Below are 17,274 nucleotides of genomic sequence, written 5' to 3'. Positions count from 1 at the left end.
CGCCGGCCACTGACCGGCGGCGACGGGGTTCCATGTCAGTGATGGATGGTCGGCTCGCCGTGCTGCACCAGCTGGCCACCGCCGTTGCGGGTGACGAACTTGCGCAGGGCGACGTAGAACACCGGGGTGAGGAACAGGCCGAACAGGGTCACGCCCAGCATGCCGGCGAACACGGTGATACCGGTCACCGAGCGCACTTCGGCGCCTGCACCGTGCGACAGCACCAGCGGCACGGTGCCGGCGATGAACGCGATGGAGGTCATCACGATCGGGCGCAGACGCAGGCGGCAGGCTTCCAGCGCGGCTTCGACGATGCCCTTGCCGCCCATCTCCAGCTCTCTGGCGAATTCGACGATCAGGATCGCGTTCTTGCACGCCAGGCCCATCAACACCACCAGGCCGACCTGCACGAACACGTTGTTGTCACCGCCGGTCAGCCACACGCCGAACAGCGCCGACAGCAGGGTCATCGGCACGATCAGGATCACCGCCAGCGGCAGCGACCAGCTCTCGTACAGCGCGGCCAGCACCAGGAAGGCCAGCATGATCGCCACCGGGAACACGATGAACGCCGCCTTGCCCTGGGTCGCCTGCTGGTAGCTCAGGTCGGTCCATTCGGTGGTCATGCCCACCGGCAGTACCTTGCCCGCAATCTCGGTCAGCTTGTTCATCGCCTCGGCCGACGACAGCAGGCGCGGGTCGGCTTCACCGGCCAGGTCCGCTGCCGGATAGCCATTGAAGCGCAGCACCGGGTCCGGGCCGAAGGTCTGCTTGATGGTGACCATCGAACCGATCGGCACCATCTCGCCGCGGTCATTGCGGGTACGCAGCTTGCCGATGTCCTCGACCGTCTCGCGGAACGGACCGTCGGCCTGCGCGATCACCTGCCAGGTACGGCCGAACTGGTTGAAGTCGTTGACATAGGCCGAACCCAGGTAGGTCTGCAGGGTGTCGAACAGCTCGGTGAGCTGCACGCCCTGCGCCTTGGCCTTGACGCGGTCCACTTCCGCATCCAGCTGCGGCACGTTGGCCTGGTAGCTGGAAATCGGGAAGGCCATGCCCGGGGTCTGCGCAACGGTGCCCTGCATCGCTTGCACGGCATTCTGCAATGCGCCGTAACCCAGGTTGCCGCGGTCCTCGATGAACATCTGGTAGCCGTTGCCGTTGCCCAGGCCGAGGATCGGCGGCGGCATCATCGCGAACGCGAAGCCTTCCTGCAGGCCGGCGATCTTCTGGTTGATCTCGGCATTGATCTGCGCAGCGGTACGGCCATGACGCTCGGCGAACGGCTTGAGCGGAATGAACGCCACACCGGTGTTCGGCGTGTTGGTGAACTGCAGCGCGTTCAGGCCCGGGAACGAAATGGTGTGGGCCACGCCGTCGGTTTCCTGGGCGATCTTGGCGACCTTGCGCAGCATTTCATCGGTACGCGCGATCGACGAGCCTTCCGGCAGCTTCACACCGGCGATCAGGTACAGCTTGTCCTGGGTCGGGATGAAGCCCGGCGGTACCAGCTTGAAGATCACGCCGGTACCGACCAGCAGGATCGCGTAGACCACGAACACCGCGCCACGACGGCCGAGGATGCGGGCCACGCCACGCTCGTACTTCTCCGAGCTGGACTTGAAGAAGCGGTTGAACGGACGGAACACCCAGCCGAACAGGCGGTCGATCAGGCGGCTCGGGCCGTCCTTCGGCGCGCCGTGGGCCTTCAGAAGGCGCGCGGCCAGCGCCGGCGACAGGGTCAGCGAGTTGATCGCCGAGATCACCGTGGAGATGGCGATGGTGACCGCGAACTGCTTGTAGAACTGGCCGGTGACACCGGACAGGAAGGCCATCGGCACGAACACGGCACACAGCACCAGCGCGATCGCCACGATCGGGCCGGACACTTCACGCATGGCCTGGTGGGCCGCCGCAGTGGGCGACAGGCCTTCTTCGATGTTGCGCTCGACGTTCTCCACCACCACGATCGCGTCGTCGACCACGATGCCGATCGCCAGCACCAGCCCGAACAGGCTCAGCGTGTTGATCGAGAAGCCCAGCAGGTACAGCGCAGCGAAGGTGCCGACCACCGACACCGGCACCGCGATCAACGGGATGATCGAGGCACGCCAGGTCTGCAGGAACAGGATCACCACCAGCACCACCAACGCGATGGCTTCCAGCAGCGTGGAAACCACGGCCTTGATCGAGTCGCGCACGAAAATGGTGGTGTCGTACACCGCTTCGTACTTCACGTCGGCCGGCATGGTCTTCTGCATCTCGTCCATCGTCGAGATGACCTGGTCACGGATCTCCAGTGCATTGGCACCCGGCGACTGGAAGATACCGATACCGACCGCGTTCTTGCCGTCCAGCTGCGAGCGCAGCGTGTAGTCGCCGGCACCCAGTTCCAGGCGGGCCACGTCGGCCAGGCGCACGATCTCGCCATCGACGCCGCTCTTGAGCACGATGTCGCCGAATTCCTTTTCGGTCTTCAGCCGGCCCTGGGCGTTGATCAGGGTCAGGAACTGGCTGTTCGGCAGCGGTTCGGCGCCGAGCTGGCCGGCCGAGACCTGCACGTTCTGCTCGCGCATGGCGCGCACCACGTCGCTGGCGGTCAGGCCGCGCGAAGCCACCTTGTCCGGGTCCAGCCAGGCGCGCATGGCGTAATCGCCGCCACCGAAGATCTGTGCGTCACCCACGCCCGGAATACGCGCCAGCGCATCCTTGACGTGCAGGCGTGCGTAGTTGCGCAGGTACAGGGTGTCGTACTTGCCTTGCGGCGAGGTCAGGTGCACCACCATCAGGAAGGTCGGCGACTGCTTCTGCGTGGTCACGCCCTGCCGGCGCACGTCCTCGGGCAGGCGCGCCTGCGCCTGCGCCACGCGGTTCTGCACCTTCACCGCCGCCGCGTCCGGGTCGGTGCCCGGGCGGAAGGTGACGGTCATCTGCAGCACGCCATCGGAGCCGGCGACCGACTTCAGGTACATCATGCCTTCGACGCCGTTGATCGCCTCTTCAAGCGGCGTGGCGACGGTCTCGGCAATGACCTTGGGGTTGGCGCCCGGATACACCGTGCGCACCACCACCGACGGCGGCACCACTTCGGGGTACTCGCTGATCGGCAGGATCGGAATCGTGATCAGGCCTGCGGCGAAGATCACGATCGACAGCACCGCCGCGAAGATCGGCCTGTCGATGAAGAAACGGGAAAAGTCCATGGAGGAATTCCTGGGAAATGCCGTCGGCGGGCAACAGCCGCCCTGCCCCTCGCCGATATGACGAAGGCAGGGAAGGCTGCCGCTGGCGCCGGCAGCTAAGCGGAAACGCGAATCAGGAGACGGCGGATCAGTGGTTCAGTGCGGCGGTGGCGTCGCGGCCCGGTGCCGGCGCGGCCTGTGGCTGCATCGCCACGGCCTTGGCCTGCACCGGCATGCCCGGCATGAACACCTTCTGCACGCCGTCGATGATCACCTTGTCACCGGCAGCCAGCCCGTGCTCGACGATGCGCAGGCCTTCGGCGGTACGGCCGAGCTGGATGTCGCGGCGCTGCGCCTTGCCATCCTTGTCGACCACGTAGACGTACTTGCGGTCCTGGTCGGTCAGCACGGCCTTGTCATCGATCAGCATGGCCTGGAACTGGCCGCTGCCGAGCAGCTGCACGCGGGCGAACAGGCCCGGCGTGAACTGGCGGTCGGCATTGTCCAGCAGCGCACGGACGCGGATGGTGCCGGTGCTGCGGGCCACCTGGTTGTCGAGGAAGTCGACCTTGCCCGAATGCGGGTAGCCCTCTTCACCGGACAGGCCGACCTTCACCGGCAGATCGCTGTCGCGCTCGCTCGGGCGCTCGCCCTTGCGTGCCATCTGTGCGTAACGCAGGAAGGTGCTTTCGTCGGCATCGAAGTAGACGAACACGGTATCCAGCGAGACCAGCGTGGTCAGTACGCTGGCGCTGTCGCCGGCGGTGACCAGGTTGCCGGCGGTGACCATCGCGCGGCCGGCACGGCCGTCGATCGGGGCACGCACCTTGGTGAACTCCAGGTTGAGGCGGGCCGCGTCCAGCGCAGCCTGCGCCGCCTGCACGGCCGCACCGGACTGGTCGGCGGCAGCGCGACGCTGCTCGGCGGTCTCGGTGGAGATCGCCTGCTGCTCGGACAACCGCTTGGCACGCTCGGACTCGCTGCGGGCCAGCGTGGCCTGGGTGCGGGCGCGGGCCAGTTCGGCGGCGGCACGATCGTACTCGGCCTGGTAACTGCGTGCGTCGATGGTGAAGAGCACTTCGCCCTTCTTCACTTCCTGGCCTTCGACATAGTTGACCTTGTCGATGTAGCCGGACACGCGCGGGCGCAGTTCAACGCTCTGCACCGCTTCGACGCGGCCGCTGAACTCGTCCCACTGGCTGACCTGCTTGACCAGCACCGGCGCGGCGCTGACCTGCGGCGGCGGCGGCGCACCGGCTTCTTCGGCATGGCCGCCGCTGCAGGCTGCAAGCACGGCCGCGGCGAGGATCGACACGCCGGCCATCGCGATGCGATGGCCGAAACGATGTGGGGTGGTATTGGGGGAAGTCATGGCATGCATCCGTACGGAGGGGTGGTACAGCTATATGAAAAGGTGTTGCGAAAATCGGCGGCGCATACTGCGACCTCAACCTTGGTCGAGGTCAAGCGACGCCTGCGGTATCGCGCCAGAGCGGGGGTACTTCCAGGTGCAGCAGGCCGCGCGGCAGTTCGGCATCGCTGCTGTCGCAACGGACGATGGCGCGGTTGTCGCGGCAACCATCGAGCAGCGAGACCACGCGACGGCCGACCAGCAGCGAGCTGGGCCACTCGATGCAGGCGTTGGCCGCGTTGGCCGGGGTACAGACCGGGCTGCAGACTTCCAGCATCTGCGCACGCACGCCCAGCGCCTGCGCTTCCTGATGCACCACCTGCGCGTACATGCGCAGCGCGGCGGTGGTGATCGAGGTCTCGCCGTAACCCGCCCACGGCTTGGCATTGGCCGGGCTGCCGATCATCACGTAGCGGCGCGCGTGCACGTTGTCCTGCAGCAGCGGCAGCAGGTGGCGAACCGCATGCACGTGCGGCATCAGGTCGGCCTGCATCGCGCCCATCAGCTCGTCACCGTTGCGATCGGTCACGCGGCCACGGCGGTAGGGACCGCCCATTGCGGCGATCACCGCTGCCAACGGACGCGGACGCTGCGCGATACGCTCGGCCAGCGCCCGTGCCGAGCCGTCATCACTGAGCGAACCCAGCAGCGTTTCCAGGCCCGGCTCATCGGCGAACTGTTCGTGCAGTGCCGCCAGCCGGCCCGGATCGCGACCGACCACCAGCACCGGGCTGCCGGCTTCCAGCAATGCACCGACCACGCCCTGGCCCACGGCGCCGGTGCCGCCGAGGACCAGGACTTCGGGCGTCAGCATCCCATTCACGGGACATTTCCTCCCAAATCCGGGATAGTCCCAATTCGCCGCAGCCGGTCCCCCTTGTGCGGGGCCAGGCGGATGACGCCGCCACGCTGCTGACGCATGGGCGCGGTAAACTCCCGGAAATCCTTGTGCACCAAGGAACTCGGACGGGCTTCAACGGTCATCGCCAGGTCCAGGGTGTTCTGGCCGGCATTCCGGAGACGGGCAAGAATGTTGCGCAGGCTCATGGCGGACGGGCTCCAAATAACGAATGGCGCCACGATAGACCTCAAACCTTTACTTGATTAGTCCTGATTAAGGGGAATAATCATCCCGTTCCCGGTCCAATCGTTCTGTCACGATTGTCCCATCCCCGACGTCCAGGATCCCCGACCATGTCCCACGATCTCAACGAGACGCTGATCTTCGTCAAGGTGGTCGAGCAAGGCAGCTTCATTGCCGCTGCCAAATCGCTCGGCCTTCCCAAGACCACGGTCAGCCGCAAAGTGCAGGAACTGGAAACGCGCCTGGGCGCGCGCCTGCTGCACCGGACCACGCGCCGCCTCGGCCTGACCGAAGCCGGTTCGATCTACCACGAGCATTGCCAGCGCATCGCGCGCGAGCTTGAAGAAGCCGAGAGTGCGGTGAGCCAGCTGCAGTCCGGCCCGCGCGGCTGGCTGCGCTTCACCGTGCCCTATTCGATCGGCATCACCTGGATCGCGCCGCTGCTGGGCCAGTTCCATGCGCAGTATCCGGAGATCCGCCTGGACATGCACATGGGCAACGAGAAGCTGGACCTGATTGCCGGCGAAGCGGATCTTGCACTGCGCGTCGGTGCCCTGCCCGACTCCAACCTGGTCGCGCGCAAGCTCGGCAGCCTGCGCACGCAGGTGTTCGCCAGCCCGGCCTACATCGAACGCTATGGCGAGCCGCTGCATCCGGAAGAGCTGCAGTTCCACCGCATCCTGGCGATGCGCAAGCCGTACCACACCGGCAACTCGCCGCGCTTCACCTGGCAGCTGGGCGAGAACGGTGGCGAACTGCGTGACTTCCCGGTCACGCCGTTGATGACTGCCAACGACATGTCCGCACTGAACGGCGCACTGGTGTGCGGCGAAGGCCTGCTGCTGACTGGCGATGTGATGGCCAAACCGTTCGTCGAGTCCGGCATGGTGCGCCGCGTGCTGGCCGGCTGGACCGGCCCGGAGGTGGACTTCAACGCCGTGTTCGCCGGTGGCCGCCTGGTCTCGCCGAAGGTGCGTGCGTTCGTCGACTTCCTGGTCGAGAAGCTCAACTTCGACGCCAACTACATGCTGGCGCAGTGCCCGGGCGCGAAGCTGGCACAGCAGCAGAAGGCGCAGGAGGACGCCGCGCTGGAAAGCAGCGGCAAGCGGATCCTGGAGAAGGTTGCCGCGTCGGCGGCGTGATGCCGTCTGTAGAGTCGAGCCATGCTCGGCTGCGCCTATGTAGAGTCGAGCCATGCTCGACTTCCGGAAAACAGTCGAGCATGGCTCGACTCTACAGTTCGGACAGCACGTGCCCGACCAGCGCACGTAGTTTCGGCTCGGCCTGCCGGCGGCTGGGGTAATACAGGAAAAAGCCGGCAAACCGCGGGCAATACGCGTCCAGCACGGACACCAGCTCGCCGCGTTGCAGCCACGGCCGCCAGGTGTCTTCCATGCCGATGGCCAGGCCTGCGCCCGCCAAGGCCAGCCTGACCATCACCCCCATGTCGTTGCTGGTGATTTCCGGCTGCACATCGACACTGAACTCGCGGCCCCGCTCTTCGAACTCCCAGCGATAGGGCGCCCTGCCCGGCGCACTGCGCCAACCGATGCAGCGATGGCTGGCCAGTTCCCGTGGGTGCGCCGGAAGCGCATGGGCATCACGATAGCCCGGCGAGCACACCACCAATTGGCGCTGCCGCGCCGATACCGGCACCGCGACCATGTCCTGGGCAATGACCTCGCCCAGACGCACGCCTGCATCGAATCCCGCGCCGACGATATCGAACGCTTCATCGGTCACGGTGATGTCCAGCTGCAACGCCGGATAGCGCGCGGCGAAACCAGCCAGCATCGGGCCTGCCAGGAACGCCTCGGCAATGGAGGACACGGCAAGCCGCAGTTGTCCGGACACGGCGGACTGCCGGCGCACGCTGGCCTCCAGCGCATCGCCCAGTTCCGCCAGCGCAGGGCTGACCGATACCAGCAGTGCCTGCCCGGCATCGGTGAGGCTGACGCTGCGGGTCGTGCGCAGCACCAGGGCTACACCCAGCGACTGCTCCAGCTTGGCGATGGTCTGGCTGACCGCCGAACGGGTCACGCCGAGTTGCTCGGCGGCGGCGGTGAAGCTGCGACAGTCAGCCACCCGCTGGAACACCCCCAGAGCGTTGAGATCGATGGCCATTGGTTAGCAACTCTGAACAAGGTGATCAGCAGTCGCCATCTTATCGCGACAAGGTCCGCCGTCTACCGTGGCAATGCCGGGCACACCCCGGCACTCCCTACCCTTCAGAGACACCGCCATGACCCCTTCCCGAACCATCCTGATCACCGGCGCCTCCAGCGGCATCGGCGCCGGCATCGCCCGTTCCCTCGCGCAACCCGGGGCACGCCTGGTACTGGGTGCACGCCGCGTGGATCGTCTGCAGGTGCTGGCCGACGAGCTGCGCCAGCAGGGGGCCGAGGTGCTGGTGCATGCCCTGGACGTGACCCGGCGCGCGCAGGTGGAGGCCTTCGCCGAAGCCGCCCGGCAACGCTTCCGCGCAATCGACGTCATCGTCAACAATGCCGGCGTGATGCCACTGTCCCTGATGGGCTCGCTGAAGGTGGAGGAATGGGACCGGATGATCGACGTGAACATCCGTGGCGTGCTGTACGGCATCGCTGCCGTGCTGCCCGGCATGATCGCCCAGCGCAGCGGCCAGATCATCAACATCGCCTCGGTCGGCGCACTGTCGGTGGTGCCGACCGCAGCGGTCTACTGCGCGACCAAGTATGCGGTGCGCGCGATTTCCGACGGCCTGCGGCAGGAGCACCGCGAGCTACGGGTGACCTGCATCCATCCTGGCGTAGTGGAAAGCGAGCTGGCCGACAGCATCACCGATCCGGCCGCCGCCGAGATGATGGTCGGCTACCGCGCGATCGCCCTGCAACCGGATGCGATCGGCCGCGCCGTAAGATTTGCAATCGAGCAGCCTGCGGACGTGGACGTGAATGAAATCGTGGTGCGGCCGACGGCGACGGTGTGAGCCGGGCATTCCGCTCTGGTAGAGGTCGAGCTTGCTCGACCGCCTTCTGTAGAGTCGAGCCATGCTCGACTCCATACACGCAGTCGAGCATCGCTCGACTCTACAAAAGCGAAAAAGCACGCGGTCATGCGGTGTGCCCAGCAACGCTCGGCACCCACAAAAATGCCGCCTGCAAGGGCGGCATTTTCGTTCCGGCGGGCAGACTTCCGGTAGATGCCGACCTTGGTCGGCACTGCACGCAAACGCAGCGAACGGGAACGCTATCGGCGTGCCGAGCAAGCTCGGCACCTACGGAAAATGCCGCCTGCAAGGGCGGCATTTTCGTTCCGGCGGGCAGACTTCCGGTAGATGCCGACCTTGGTCGGCACTGCACGCAAACGCAGCGAACGGGAACGCTATCGGTGTGCCGAGCAAGCTCGGCACCTACGGAAAATGCCGCCTGCAAGGGCGGCATTTTCGTTCCGGCTGCGCCGGAACAGCAGTAACGCTGCGCGTTACTGCTTGAGCGGAATCACGCGGATCTCGACGCGGCGGTTCTTGGCGCGGCCGGCATCGGTGCTGTTGTCGGCAATCGGGTACGACTTGCCGGCGCCCAGCGTTTCAATGCGCACGCTCTGCACACCCTGGCCGATCAGGTACTGTGCAACCGAGTCGGCACGCTCCTTCGACAGGCGGTTGTTGACCGCGTCACTGCCGATGCTGTCGGTGTGGCCAACCACTTCGATCATGGTCTGGTTGTAGTCGCGCAGGGTACCGGCAACGCCGTTGAGCGAACCATAGAACTGCGGCTTCAGCGTCGCCTTGCCGAAGTCGAAGGTGATGCCGTCCGGCAGGTTCAGCATGATGTTGTCGCCCTGGCGCTGCACATCGATGCCGGTGTTGGCGGTGCGCTCGCGCAGTGCACGTTCCTGGCGATCCTGGTACTGGCCGACAGCGGCGCCACTGAGTGCGCCGATACCGGCGCCGATCAGCGCGTGCTGGCGGCGCTCGGTGGCGCTGTCGCCGGTCAACAGGCCGGCGGCCACGCCGATGGCGGTACCGATCAGCGCGTTGCGGCCGGTGCGGTTCTGCTGCTCGGTCGGGTTGCCGTACTGGTCACTCTGCACATAGGAGCCGCCGGTGGCGCAGGCCGACAGGACGGCCGCACTCATCAGGGCCAGTGCGACGTTGCGGGTGGTGTTGCGGATCATGGGGTTCTCCTTGGTTTCCGGTCGGCCGGCGGCTTGCGGGCGCAAAGAGAATAAACAGCCCGATGCGATGCCGGAATGATGATGCAGCACGCCGACAGGGCCGCGTTCAGCTATCTGACCAGATCACTCAGCCCGCGCTTTACCCCGCCCCCGACTGGCGGTAAGCAGCCAGAGCGGCATCGCGACCCGCCGCCAGGTCCACCAGAGGCGTGCGCGGATAGCCAGGGGCATGCGCCTCCAGCAGCAGCGGATGCTGCCACGGCGCGAAGCGTGCCTTCAGCGGCAGCGCAGCCAGTTCCGGCACCCAGCGCGTGATGTAGCGCGCCTGCGGATCGAATTTCTCGGCCTGGGTCACCGGATTGAACACACGGAAGTACGGCGCGGCGTCGGCGCCTGTTCCGGCCACCCATTGCCAGCCCATCGTGTTGTTGGCCAGGTCGGCGTCGACCAGGGTGTCCCAGAACCAGCGCGCGCCATGCAACCAGTGCGCACGCAGGTGCTTGCACAGGTAACTGGCCACGATCATCCGCACCCGGTTGTGCATGTAGCCGGTGTGCCACAGCTCGCGTAGGCCGGCGTCGACGATCGGCACGCCGGTGTTGCCACGCTGCCAGTCATGCAGCTGCGCAGCGCTCGGATCTGCCCACGGGAAGCGATCGAAGCGCGGATTGAGGTTGTCGGTTGGCGTCTTCGGGAAGTTGTGCAGCAGGTGATAGGCGAAATCCCGCCAGCCCAGCTGTCGCAGGTAGCCGTCGATATCGGCGTCGGTGCCGGCGCTGCGCAGGCCCTCCAGCGCATGGGCGATGCGCCATGGCGCGATCTCGCCGAAGTGCAGGTGCGGCGACATCCGCGACGTTCCCACGCGATCCGGCAGGTCGCGCTGCTCGCGATAGCCGCGCAACGCACCGTCCTCGAACACGGACAACGCCTCCAGCGCGCCGGCCTCGCCCGGCTGCCAGTGCTCCCAGAAACCGGCATCCCAGTCCAGCGCAGGCGAAAGCCGCAGCTCATCCAGCGCAAGGCTGTCGACCGCGTGCGCTGTCAGTGCCTTCGGTGCGGCCGTCAGCGCCGGCAGGCGCCAATGGCTGAGTACGTTGCGCCAGTACGGAGTGAATACCTTGTACGGTTGGCCTTGCTGGGTCGCGATGTCCCAGGGTTCGAACAGCAGGCTGCCATTGCAGCTCTGCGCATCGATGCCCTGCTCGCGCAGCGTGCGCTTGATCTCCGCGTCGCGCGGTTGGGTAGCCGGTTCGTACTTGCGGTTCCAGTACACCGCCTCGGCGCCGATCTGTTCGACCAGCGCCTGCAGCGTCGCCAGGCTGTCGCCGCGGCGCAGCACCAGCGACGAGCCGCGCGAACGCAGGTCGGCATCCAGCGCCGCCAGCGAACGGTGGCGCCACGCGTCGGAGGCCGCGCCCGGCACCCACTCACCTTCCTCGTGCGGCGCGTGGATGTAGACCGGCACCACCTCGTGGCCCGCCTCCAACGCGGCCTGCAGGGCCGGATTGTCCTGCAGCCGCAGGTCACGACGGAACCATAGCAACGCTACCGACACATGCACCGCCTTCGATATGGAAGGCGCACATGATAGCCAGCGACGGTGAAGGTGATGCGTGGGCGGGGCATCCACGCATCGCGTGGATCTACCGGTTGAAGCGCTGCATCGCCTCGCTGATCAATGCCCGTGCTTCGGCAGCGTTGCCCCAGCCATTGAGCTGCACCGGGTTGCGGCCGGCCGGCAGGTCCTTGTAGACCCGGAAGAAGGCCTCGATGCGCTGCCGTTCGATCTCCGTCAGATCGGCCAGGTCGCGGATGTTGGCGTAGGTCGGGTCGACCTTGTCGGTGGGCACGCCGATGATCTTCTCGTCGTGCTCGCCGCCATCGATCATCTTCAGGTAGCCGATCGGCCGGAAACGCACGATCACCCCCGGATGCAGCGGCTCGCGGGTCAGCACCAGCGCATCCAACGGGTCATTGTCACCGGCCAGGGTACGCGGCATCGAGCCGTAGTTGGCCGGATAGGCGACCGGCATCGACTGGAAGCGGTCCACATGCACCAGCCCATCTTCCTTGATCTCGTACTTGGTGAAGCTGCCGGCAGGGATCTCCACCGCCAGGTTCGCTTCCTGCGGGGCCTGCTTCGGCTGGGCCACCAGGAACGGATGCAGCACGGCATCGGCGGCGGTCACCGCACTGGCCAGCAACAGCAGGGCAGTACCGATGGCAGCAAGGGGAAGGATGCGAGAGGGAGTGGTCATCGGCGTGCGCTCATTCCCAGCACCGGTCGGCGCGACCCTTGGCGGTCTGCGAACGGGGGCAGTCGCGCGGCGTGACGCGGCCGTCGGTCAGTTCCGTTCGCGTCTTGCTGCCCTTGGCGTCACGCTGCAGTTCGAAGGCATCGTAGAGACGGCCTGTCACCGTGCGCGCTTCATAGCGCAGGCGCTGCGGGTCGACGTTCAGGACCTGGAACAACTGGGTGTCCTCGGCCACCGGATCCATCGTCCTGCGTGCTTCGTCGGAAAGGCGGTACTGCTTCGGCCCAGCCACGGTCACCACGTACTGCGGCGTCGCAGCGTGTCCTTCACCCCGGCGGCCGTAGGTGTGATCGTGCCCCTGCAGCACCAGATCGACGTTGTGGCGGCGTACCACCGGCAGCAGCACGTCACGCAACGCGGCGTTCTCGCGGCCTTCGCGCGGCGAGTAGAACGGCTGGTGCAGCAGCACGAGGGTCCACGGCTGCGGATTGCCGGTCAGCACCTTGTCCAGCCACTGCGCCTGCGCCTTGGCCGTACCCAGGTCGAGTGCCGAGGTGCCATCGACCACGGCCACGCGCACGCCCTGCGCATCGAACCAGTAGCTGGTCTGCTGCGCTGCGCTGGCGCCGTTGCCCGGCAACGCGAAGGTCACCGACCAGTGCTTGCCCAGCACGCGGCGCTCCTGCGGGGTGTCCTCGAACTCCTCGAAGTACTCGTGGTTGCCGATTGCCGGCGCCACCAGCGTTTCCTGCGCCAGCCAGCCGGTAGCCGCAAACCATTCGCCCCACTCGCTGTCGTCCATGTTGTCGCCGCCGCTGACCAGATCGCCGGCAAACAGGCTCATGCGCGCCTGCGGTGCCGCCTTCTGCGCAGCACGCACGACCCGGCTGACATGGCTCACGTTCTTGTTCTGGGTGTCACCGAAGTACAGCAGGGTCAGCGGCTGGTCGGCGGCCGCCAGCGTGCGCAGCTGGTTCCACGCGCTCCAGCTGCCATTGCCCTGCACGCGGTAGACGTACTGGGTATCCGGCTGCAGGCCGCCGATGTCGGCACGATGGTGATGCGACAGCCCGTTTTCGGTCTGCAGTGCGCGCGTCGTCGCACGCACCTGACGGATGCCCTCGATGGCCGGCGAATCTGCAGCCAGCGCAATCTCCAGCAGTGGCGCCTGCACGCTGCCATCGGTACGCCAGGCCACGGCGAAAGCGTGGCTGGGATCAGCCGACGGCGAGGCGACGATGCGGTCCGGCACCGTCGTCGCTGCGTAGTGGTGGCTGCCCGCCGGTACCTGGGTATTCGGCTCGGCCGCCGCGAACGACAGCGACGGCAGCGCCAGCAGCAGGCCCAGCGCCAGCGCGCGCATCACGCACTGCCGGCTCATGCGCCACACTCCAGCGGCAGCGCGAGCTGCTTGGCGATGCTCTCCCAGTCGAACGCCACCACGCCCTGGTCGTCATGCACCGCATACAGCGCACCGTGCGGGAACCGCGCGCTGGGCTGCTGCATCATCCAGATGCCATCGGTGTTGGCCACGGTGTTGCCCTGGAACGCACCCACCGGCTTCAGCGTGTGACGATCGAACAGGTGGAACACGCTGCGCTGCTTGCCCTGCTCGGTGGTGATCCACCAGCCGTCCTTGCCACAGGTGCGCAGGGTCACGCCTTCGGCCTGTGCCTTGAACACGTCGCGGCCGAAGGTAGTGCCGGTGAAGCGGCCGGCCAGGGTGTAGACCTTGAACTCGCTGGCGTAGCTTTCGTCCTCTTCGGCAATCAGCAGGCGATCGTTTTCGGGGTCGCCCCAGATCGATTCGACAACGCGCAGCGCACCGGCCTCGGTGGTATCACCGATGCTGGCCACCAGCGTCGCCTCGACCTTGGCACCGTCGCGGGTCACGTGGTACTGGCGCACGCGCTTGTCCAGTTCAGCCAGCGGCGGCAGGATGTCACGCCCCTGCGCATCCTCGCCGTTGTCCCAGGAGTCGGTGACGTAGACGCTGTAGCCATCGGCCCGGCGGTCGACCCACAGGCCGTACGGCTTGCGCAGGTCGTCCGCAGCGAACGTCGCCAGCGGGGTGAAGTCCGGCAGGCTCAGCACCTGCACGCGGTGATTGTCGCGCTCCACGATCCACAGCAGGTCGTCGGTCACCGCGATGCCGTTTGGGCGGTCGAACTGCCCCTTCGCGGTACCGCTGCTGCCAACGTCACGCAGATGCTGGCCGGTACTGCCGTCGTAGACCACCAGCTTGTCGGTGGCCTTGGCGGTGGCGATCAGCCACAGCGCTCCGTCCGGTGCACGCCAGGCCGCCGGCGAATCGATGTTGTCGGCCGGCGTCATCGGCGAAAGGAACGCCTCGGCGATGGTGGCCACCGCACGCTCGCCGGTGGCCTTCGCTGCCGTCGCGGGCGCCGCCGGATCATTGCCCGTGGCCGGCGTACAGCCAGCCGCCAGGCTGGCCATCAGTGCGGCAGCCAGGACGGTGATACCACGCCCCATCACAGTGCCACCTTCAGGCCCAGCGCGTAGGTGCGGCCATACTCTTCCATCTGCAGGGTGCGCGAGCGCGTGCCCTGGTACAGCTCAAGCGGCTTGTCCAGCAGGTTCTGCGCTTCGAAATACATGCTTACGCGCGGGGTGAACTTGTAGTCCAGCGAGAAGTCGAGCTGGGTATTGGGCGCCACATAGATGTCGAAGGCACGGCCCTTGCCGATGCTGTCCAGGTATTCACTGCGGTACACCGCCGCCAGTCGCGTGCTCAGGCCATACTTTTCATAGCCGATGTGTGCGCTGTAGACGTGCTTGGAGGCGCGCGGCAGGGTGAAGTCTTCGCCCGCACGATCCTTGATGCCAGCATCGAACGTAGTGTCGAGCCAGGTACCGCTGGCACCGACCAGCAGCCCGTCCAGGCCGGCCGGCAGGAACGCCAGCTGCTGCTGCCAGTTGAATTCCGCACCGCGCACCGTGGCCTTGCGGCCGTTGATCGGCTGGGTCACGTCGAAGCCGCCATAGTCCGGGTCATTGGTGCGCACGGTTTCCACGATGTAACCGTCGATCGACTTGTGGAACAGGCCCAGCGACACGATGCCGGTGCTGCCGATGTACTTCTCCACCGACAGATCGATGTTCTTCGATTCGTACGGATCCAGCTCCGGATTGCCCAGCCGCACTTCCTCGTCACCGCGGCTGTAGCCCACGCGCGGCGAAATGTCACCGAACGACGGGCGCGAGACGGTCTTGTTGGCCGAAGCGCGCAGCACCCAGTCGTCTGCGGCGTCGTAGCGCAGGTGCAGGCCCGGCAGCACGTTGGTGTAGCTGCTGTTGGCCACGCGCGGGGTGACGGTGAAGCTGCGGCCGTTGGCCGCCACGTCCACCTGGTTGCCGGTGGCCTTGAACTGGGTGTTTTCCACGCGCACGCCGCCAATGATGCGCAGTGCGCCGATGTCCCAGGTACCCATCGCGTAGCTGGCGAAGATGTCCTCGCTGGCCACGTAGTCTTCTTCCAGCGAGGTCATTGCGTTGCCGCCAAGGTCCTGCGGCCGCGCACTGTACTGGCTGCCATTGGCCGCCCAGAACGCCCGCATCGCGGCCGAATCCATACCGTCACCCATGTTGCCGTGGCGATGCTCCGGCGAGGAGGTGGTCCAGCTCGACAGCGCCACCTTCGGGCCGACGCGCAGCTCGCTCTCATCAACGTTGACGTCGCGGTCGCGCCAGCGGCCCAGCAGGCCGATCTTGATGCTGCCGCTGTCGCCGTCGAAGCGCACGTTGATCTGCGCGCTGTGTTCCTTGTCATTGACCTGCTTGGGCGAGAGAACGAAGCGGTCGAACGCGTAGTTGCCGTTGTCCAGCCACTGCGGGTTGTCGAAGCTGTAGCTGGGCAGTCGACTGCGCTGGTCCAGGGTGCCGTTGAACGGCGCGCCGTTGAGCTTGAAGCGGGCCTCCATCTCGTCGTTCACACGCTCTTCGGTGCGGGTGTAGCCCACCTTGTAATCGACCACGGCATTGGTCAGCTTGTTCTCGCCGCCCAGGCTTGCCGCAAAGGTGTTTTCCTTCTTGGTGCGGTAGCGCATGCGCTTGTCGATCGAATCCTTCGGCATGCCATCCAGGCGGTACTGGTCGGTGCCGGTCTTGACCATCTTCGCGTCATCGAAGTTGAAGATCACCCGCTGGCGGGTTTCGGCATCGTCGAACTGGCTGTACAGCGTGCGCAGGTAGTACTTGCTGTCTTCGTTCGGGCGCCAGTCGAGGTTGAGGTTGGCACCGATGCGCTTGCGCTCGATCTCGTACTTGCGGTGCTGCAGGTTGATCGCAGTGACGTCGCCAGGCGCGGCATCATCCTCGCCGTCGTATTCCACTTCGGTGTTGTCCGACTCGAACTTGCGCTTCTGGTAGTTCACGCCCAGTGCCACGCCGAAGGTGTCGTTGAACACTTCGCTGTAGTTGAAAGCGGCCTTGGGGCTGGTCTCGCCGGACAGCTGCTGGTGGCTGCCCTCGATCTTGGCGCGCAGGCTGCGACCGTCGCGGTCGAAGGCCGAGGCCGACTCCACCAGCACCGCGCCACCAATGGCATCGCCCGGCATGTCCGGGGTTGGCGACTTGACCACGCGCAGGCGCTCGGTGGAATCGGACGGGATGACGTCCAGCGGCGCGGCGCGGCTGGAATCCTCCGGCGTGCCAATGGCGATGCCATCGACACTGACGCTGTTGAGGTTGGCGTCCAGGCCACGGATGACCACGAAGCGGCCTTCGCCCTGGTCACGGGTCACGCTGACGCCCGGCAGGCGCTGCAGCGACTCGGCCACATTCTTGTCCGGGTACTGGCCCAGCGCATCGGAGGACACGGCGTCCTCGATGGCATCGCTGCTGCGCTTGAGGTCGACCGCGCGGATCTGCGATTCGAGCTGCGCACGCACTTCGATGCGGTCGAGGTCGACCGCGTCGGCGGCCACCGCGCCGGTGGCGGCAACCGCCTGCTGCCCGGCGGCCTGCAGCGGTGCAGCCGCCCCCATCGCCAGGGTCAGGGTGATGGCAACGGCCAACGGAGTCTTGATATGCACTGGGAATCCCCATTCCTGTTAAGAATGGGTCTGCACGGTATGTCCGCAAGGTTGCATGGCCATGACATGGATCTGCACATTTGACGAAGCGCGGGTTTGGGTTCGGCCCACCGATCCGGCAAAATGG

At 66.3% G+C, this 17,274-nt stretch carries 13 protein-coding genes; 2 read left to right on the top strand and 11 right to left on the bottom strand.

Going from position 1 to position 17,274, the window contains the following annotated elements:
* Window positions 1-35: 35 nt before the first annotated feature.
* The 4 genes from K5L94_RS09465 to K5L94_RS09450 form a co-directional block, all read right to left on the bottom strand.
* A complete protein-coding gene (locus K5L94_RS09465) occupies window positions 36-3,206 on the bottom strand; it encodes an efflux RND transporter permease subunit (RefSeq protein ID WP_049456792.1) in 3,171 nt (1,056 codons plus the stop codon).
* Window positions 3,207-3,333: 127 nt separating this feature from the next.
* On the bottom strand, window positions 3,334-4,557 hold the full coding sequence (locus K5L94_RS09460) for an efflux RND transporter periplasmic adaptor subunit (protein ID WP_053449411.1): 1,224 nt from the start codon (window positions 4,555-4,557) through the stop codon (window positions 3,334-3,336).
* 91 nt (window positions 4,558-4,648) lie between these two features.
* Window positions 4,649-5,419, bottom strand: coding sequence for an SDR family NAD(P)-dependent oxidoreductase (locus tag K5L94_RS09455; protein ID WP_053449410.1), 771 nt, complete (start codon window positions 5,417-5,419; stop codon window positions 4,649-4,651).
* Window positions 5,416-5,643 carry a hypothetical protein gene (locus K5L94_RS09450; RefSeq protein WP_049456214.1) on the bottom strand — a complete coding sequence of 76 codons (228 nt, stop codon included), beginning with the start codon at window positions 5,641-5,643 and terminating at the stop codon, window positions 5,416-5,418. Before K5L94_RS09450 ends, K5L94_RS09455 begins: the two co-directional genes overlap by 4 nt.
* A gap of 147 nt (window positions 5,644-5,790) precedes the next feature.
* Here K5L94_RS09450 and K5L94_RS09445 point away from each other — a divergent pair, with 147 nt between their 5' ends.
* The gene (locus tag K5L94_RS09445; protein WP_005416157.1) at window positions 5,791-6,822 is read left to right on the top strand and encodes a LysR family transcriptional regulator; all 1,032 of its coding nucleotides are present in this window, start codon (window positions 5,791-5,793) and stop codon (window positions 6,820-6,822) included.
* 91 nt (window positions 6,823-6,913) lie between these two features.
* On the opposite strand, the gene K5L94_RS09440 is transcribed toward K5L94_RS09445, so the two are convergent.
* Complete coding sequence (locus K5L94_RS09440; RefSeq protein ID WP_180879854.1) at window positions 6,914-7,804, bottom strand: LysR family transcriptional regulator; 891 nt, start codon at window positions 7,802-7,804, stop codon at window positions 6,914-6,916.
* Between the two features lie 118 nt (window positions 7,805-7,922).
* Between K5L94_RS09440 and K5L94_RS09435 the strand changes: the two genes are divergently transcribed.
* Complete coding sequence (locus tag K5L94_RS09435; RefSeq protein ID WP_053449408.1) at window positions 7,923-8,648, top strand: SDR family oxidoreductase; 726 nt, start codon at window positions 7,923-7,925, stop codon at window positions 8,646-8,648.
* A gap of 494 nt (window positions 8,649-9,142) precedes the next feature.
* Here the strand turns inward: K5L94_RS09435 and K5L94_RS09430 are convergent, their stop codons facing one another.
* From K5L94_RS09430 to K5L94_RS09405, 6 genes are all read right to left on the bottom strand, one after another.
* Complete coding sequence (locus K5L94_RS09430; protein ID WP_008267948.1) at window positions 9,143-9,838, bottom strand: YiaD family glycine zipper/OmpA-like lipoprotein; 696 nt, start codon at window positions 9,836-9,838, stop codon at window positions 9,143-9,145.
* A 139-nt stretch (window positions 9,839-9,977) separates the two neighbouring features.
* Window positions 9,978-11,393, bottom strand: coding sequence for a cryptochrome/photolyase family protein (locus K5L94_RS09425; RefSeq protein WP_274512489.1), 1,416 nt, complete (start codon window positions 11,391-11,393; stop codon window positions 9,978-9,980).
* An 88-nt stretch (window positions 11,394-11,481) separates the two neighbouring features.
* A complete protein-coding gene (locus tag K5L94_RS09420; RefSeq protein ID WP_053449406.1) occupies window positions 11,482-12,096 on the bottom strand; it encodes an inorganic diphosphatase in 615 nt (204 codons plus the stop codon).
* Window positions 12,097-12,106: 10 nt separating this feature from the next.
* Window positions 12,107-13,474 (bottom strand): purple acid phosphatase family protein, encoded by a 1,368-nt coding sequence (locus K5L94_RS09415; RefSeq protein WP_053449405.1) that lies wholly within the window; start codon window positions 13,472-13,474, stop codon window positions 12,107-12,109.
* The gene (locus K5L94_RS09410; RefSeq protein ID WP_180879862.1) at window positions 13,471-14,586 is read right to left on the bottom strand and encodes an NHL repeat-containing protein; all 1,116 of its coding nucleotides are present in this window, start codon (window positions 14,584-14,586) and stop codon (window positions 13,471-13,473) included. The genes K5L94_RS09415 and K5L94_RS09410 overlap by 4 nt, the downstream gene beginning before the upstream one ends.
* The gene (locus K5L94_RS09405; RefSeq protein WP_425507584.1) at window positions 14,586-17,099 is read right to left on the bottom strand and encodes a TonB-dependent receptor; all 2,514 of its coding nucleotides are present in this window, start codon (window positions 17,097-17,099) and stop codon (window positions 14,586-14,588) included. Before K5L94_RS09405 ends, K5L94_RS09410 begins: the two co-directional genes overlap by 1 nt.
* Between the last annotated feature and the right edge of the window lie 175 nt (window positions 17,100-17,274).

The organism is Stenotrophomonas forensis (assembly GCF_028752115.1).
Lineage (GTDB): Bacteria > Pseudomonadota > Gammaproteobacteria > Xanthomonadales > Xanthomonadaceae > Stenotrophomonas > Stenotrophomonas forensis.
Note: the sequence above shows the minus strand (reverse complement) of the source record. Positions and strands in the feature narration are given on the sequence as shown.

What these genes read in the sequence shown, in the direction of transcription:
- K5L94_RS09440 (WP_180879854.1), bottom strand. Translation starts at nt 7,804, where the DNA reads ATGGCCATCGATCTCAACGCTCTGGGGGTGTTCCAGCGGGTGGCTGAC.
- K5L94_RS09445 (WP_005416157.1), top strand. Translation starts at nt 5,791, where the DNA reads ATGTCCCACGATCTCAACGAGACGCTGATCTTCGTCAAGGTGGTCGAG.
- K5L94_RS09435 (WP_053449408.1), top strand. Translation starts at nt 7,923, where the DNA reads ATGACCCCTTCCCGAACCATCCTGATCACCGGCGCCTCCAGCGGCATC.
- K5L94_RS09450 (WP_049456214.1), bottom strand. Translation starts at nt 5,643, where the DNA reads ATGAGCCTGCGCAACATTCTTGCCCGTCTCCGGAATGCCGGCCAGAAC.
- K5L94_RS09415 (WP_053449405.1), bottom strand. Translation starts at nt 13,474, where the DNA reads ATGAGCCGGCAGTGCGTGATGCGCGCGCTGGCGCTGGGCCTGCTGCTG.
- K5L94_RS09460 (WP_053449411.1), bottom strand. Translation starts at nt 4,557, where the DNA reads ATGACTTCCCCCAATACCACCCCACATCGTTTCGGCCATCGCATCGCG.
- K5L94_RS09420 (WP_053449406.1), bottom strand. Translation starts at nt 12,096, where the DNA reads ATGACCACTCCCTCTCGCATCCTTCCCCTTGCTGCCATCGGTACTGCC.
- K5L94_RS09465 (WP_049456792.1), bottom strand. Translation starts at nt 3,206, where the DNA reads ATGGACTTTTCCCGTTTCTTCATCGACAGGCCGATCTTCGCGGCGGTG.
- K5L94_RS09410 (WP_180879862.1), bottom strand. Translation starts at nt 14,586, where the DNA reads ATGGGGCGTGGTATCACCGTCCTGGCTGCCGCACTGATGGCCAGCCTG.
- K5L94_RS09405 (WP_425507584.1), bottom strand. Translation starts at nt 17,099, where the DNA reads ATGGGGGCGGCTGCACCGCTGCAGGCCGCCGGGCAGCAGGCGGTTGCC.
- K5L94_RS09430 (WP_008267948.1), bottom strand. Translation starts at nt 9,838, where the DNA reads ATGATCCGCAACACCACCCGCAACGTCGCACTGGCCCTGATGAGTGCG.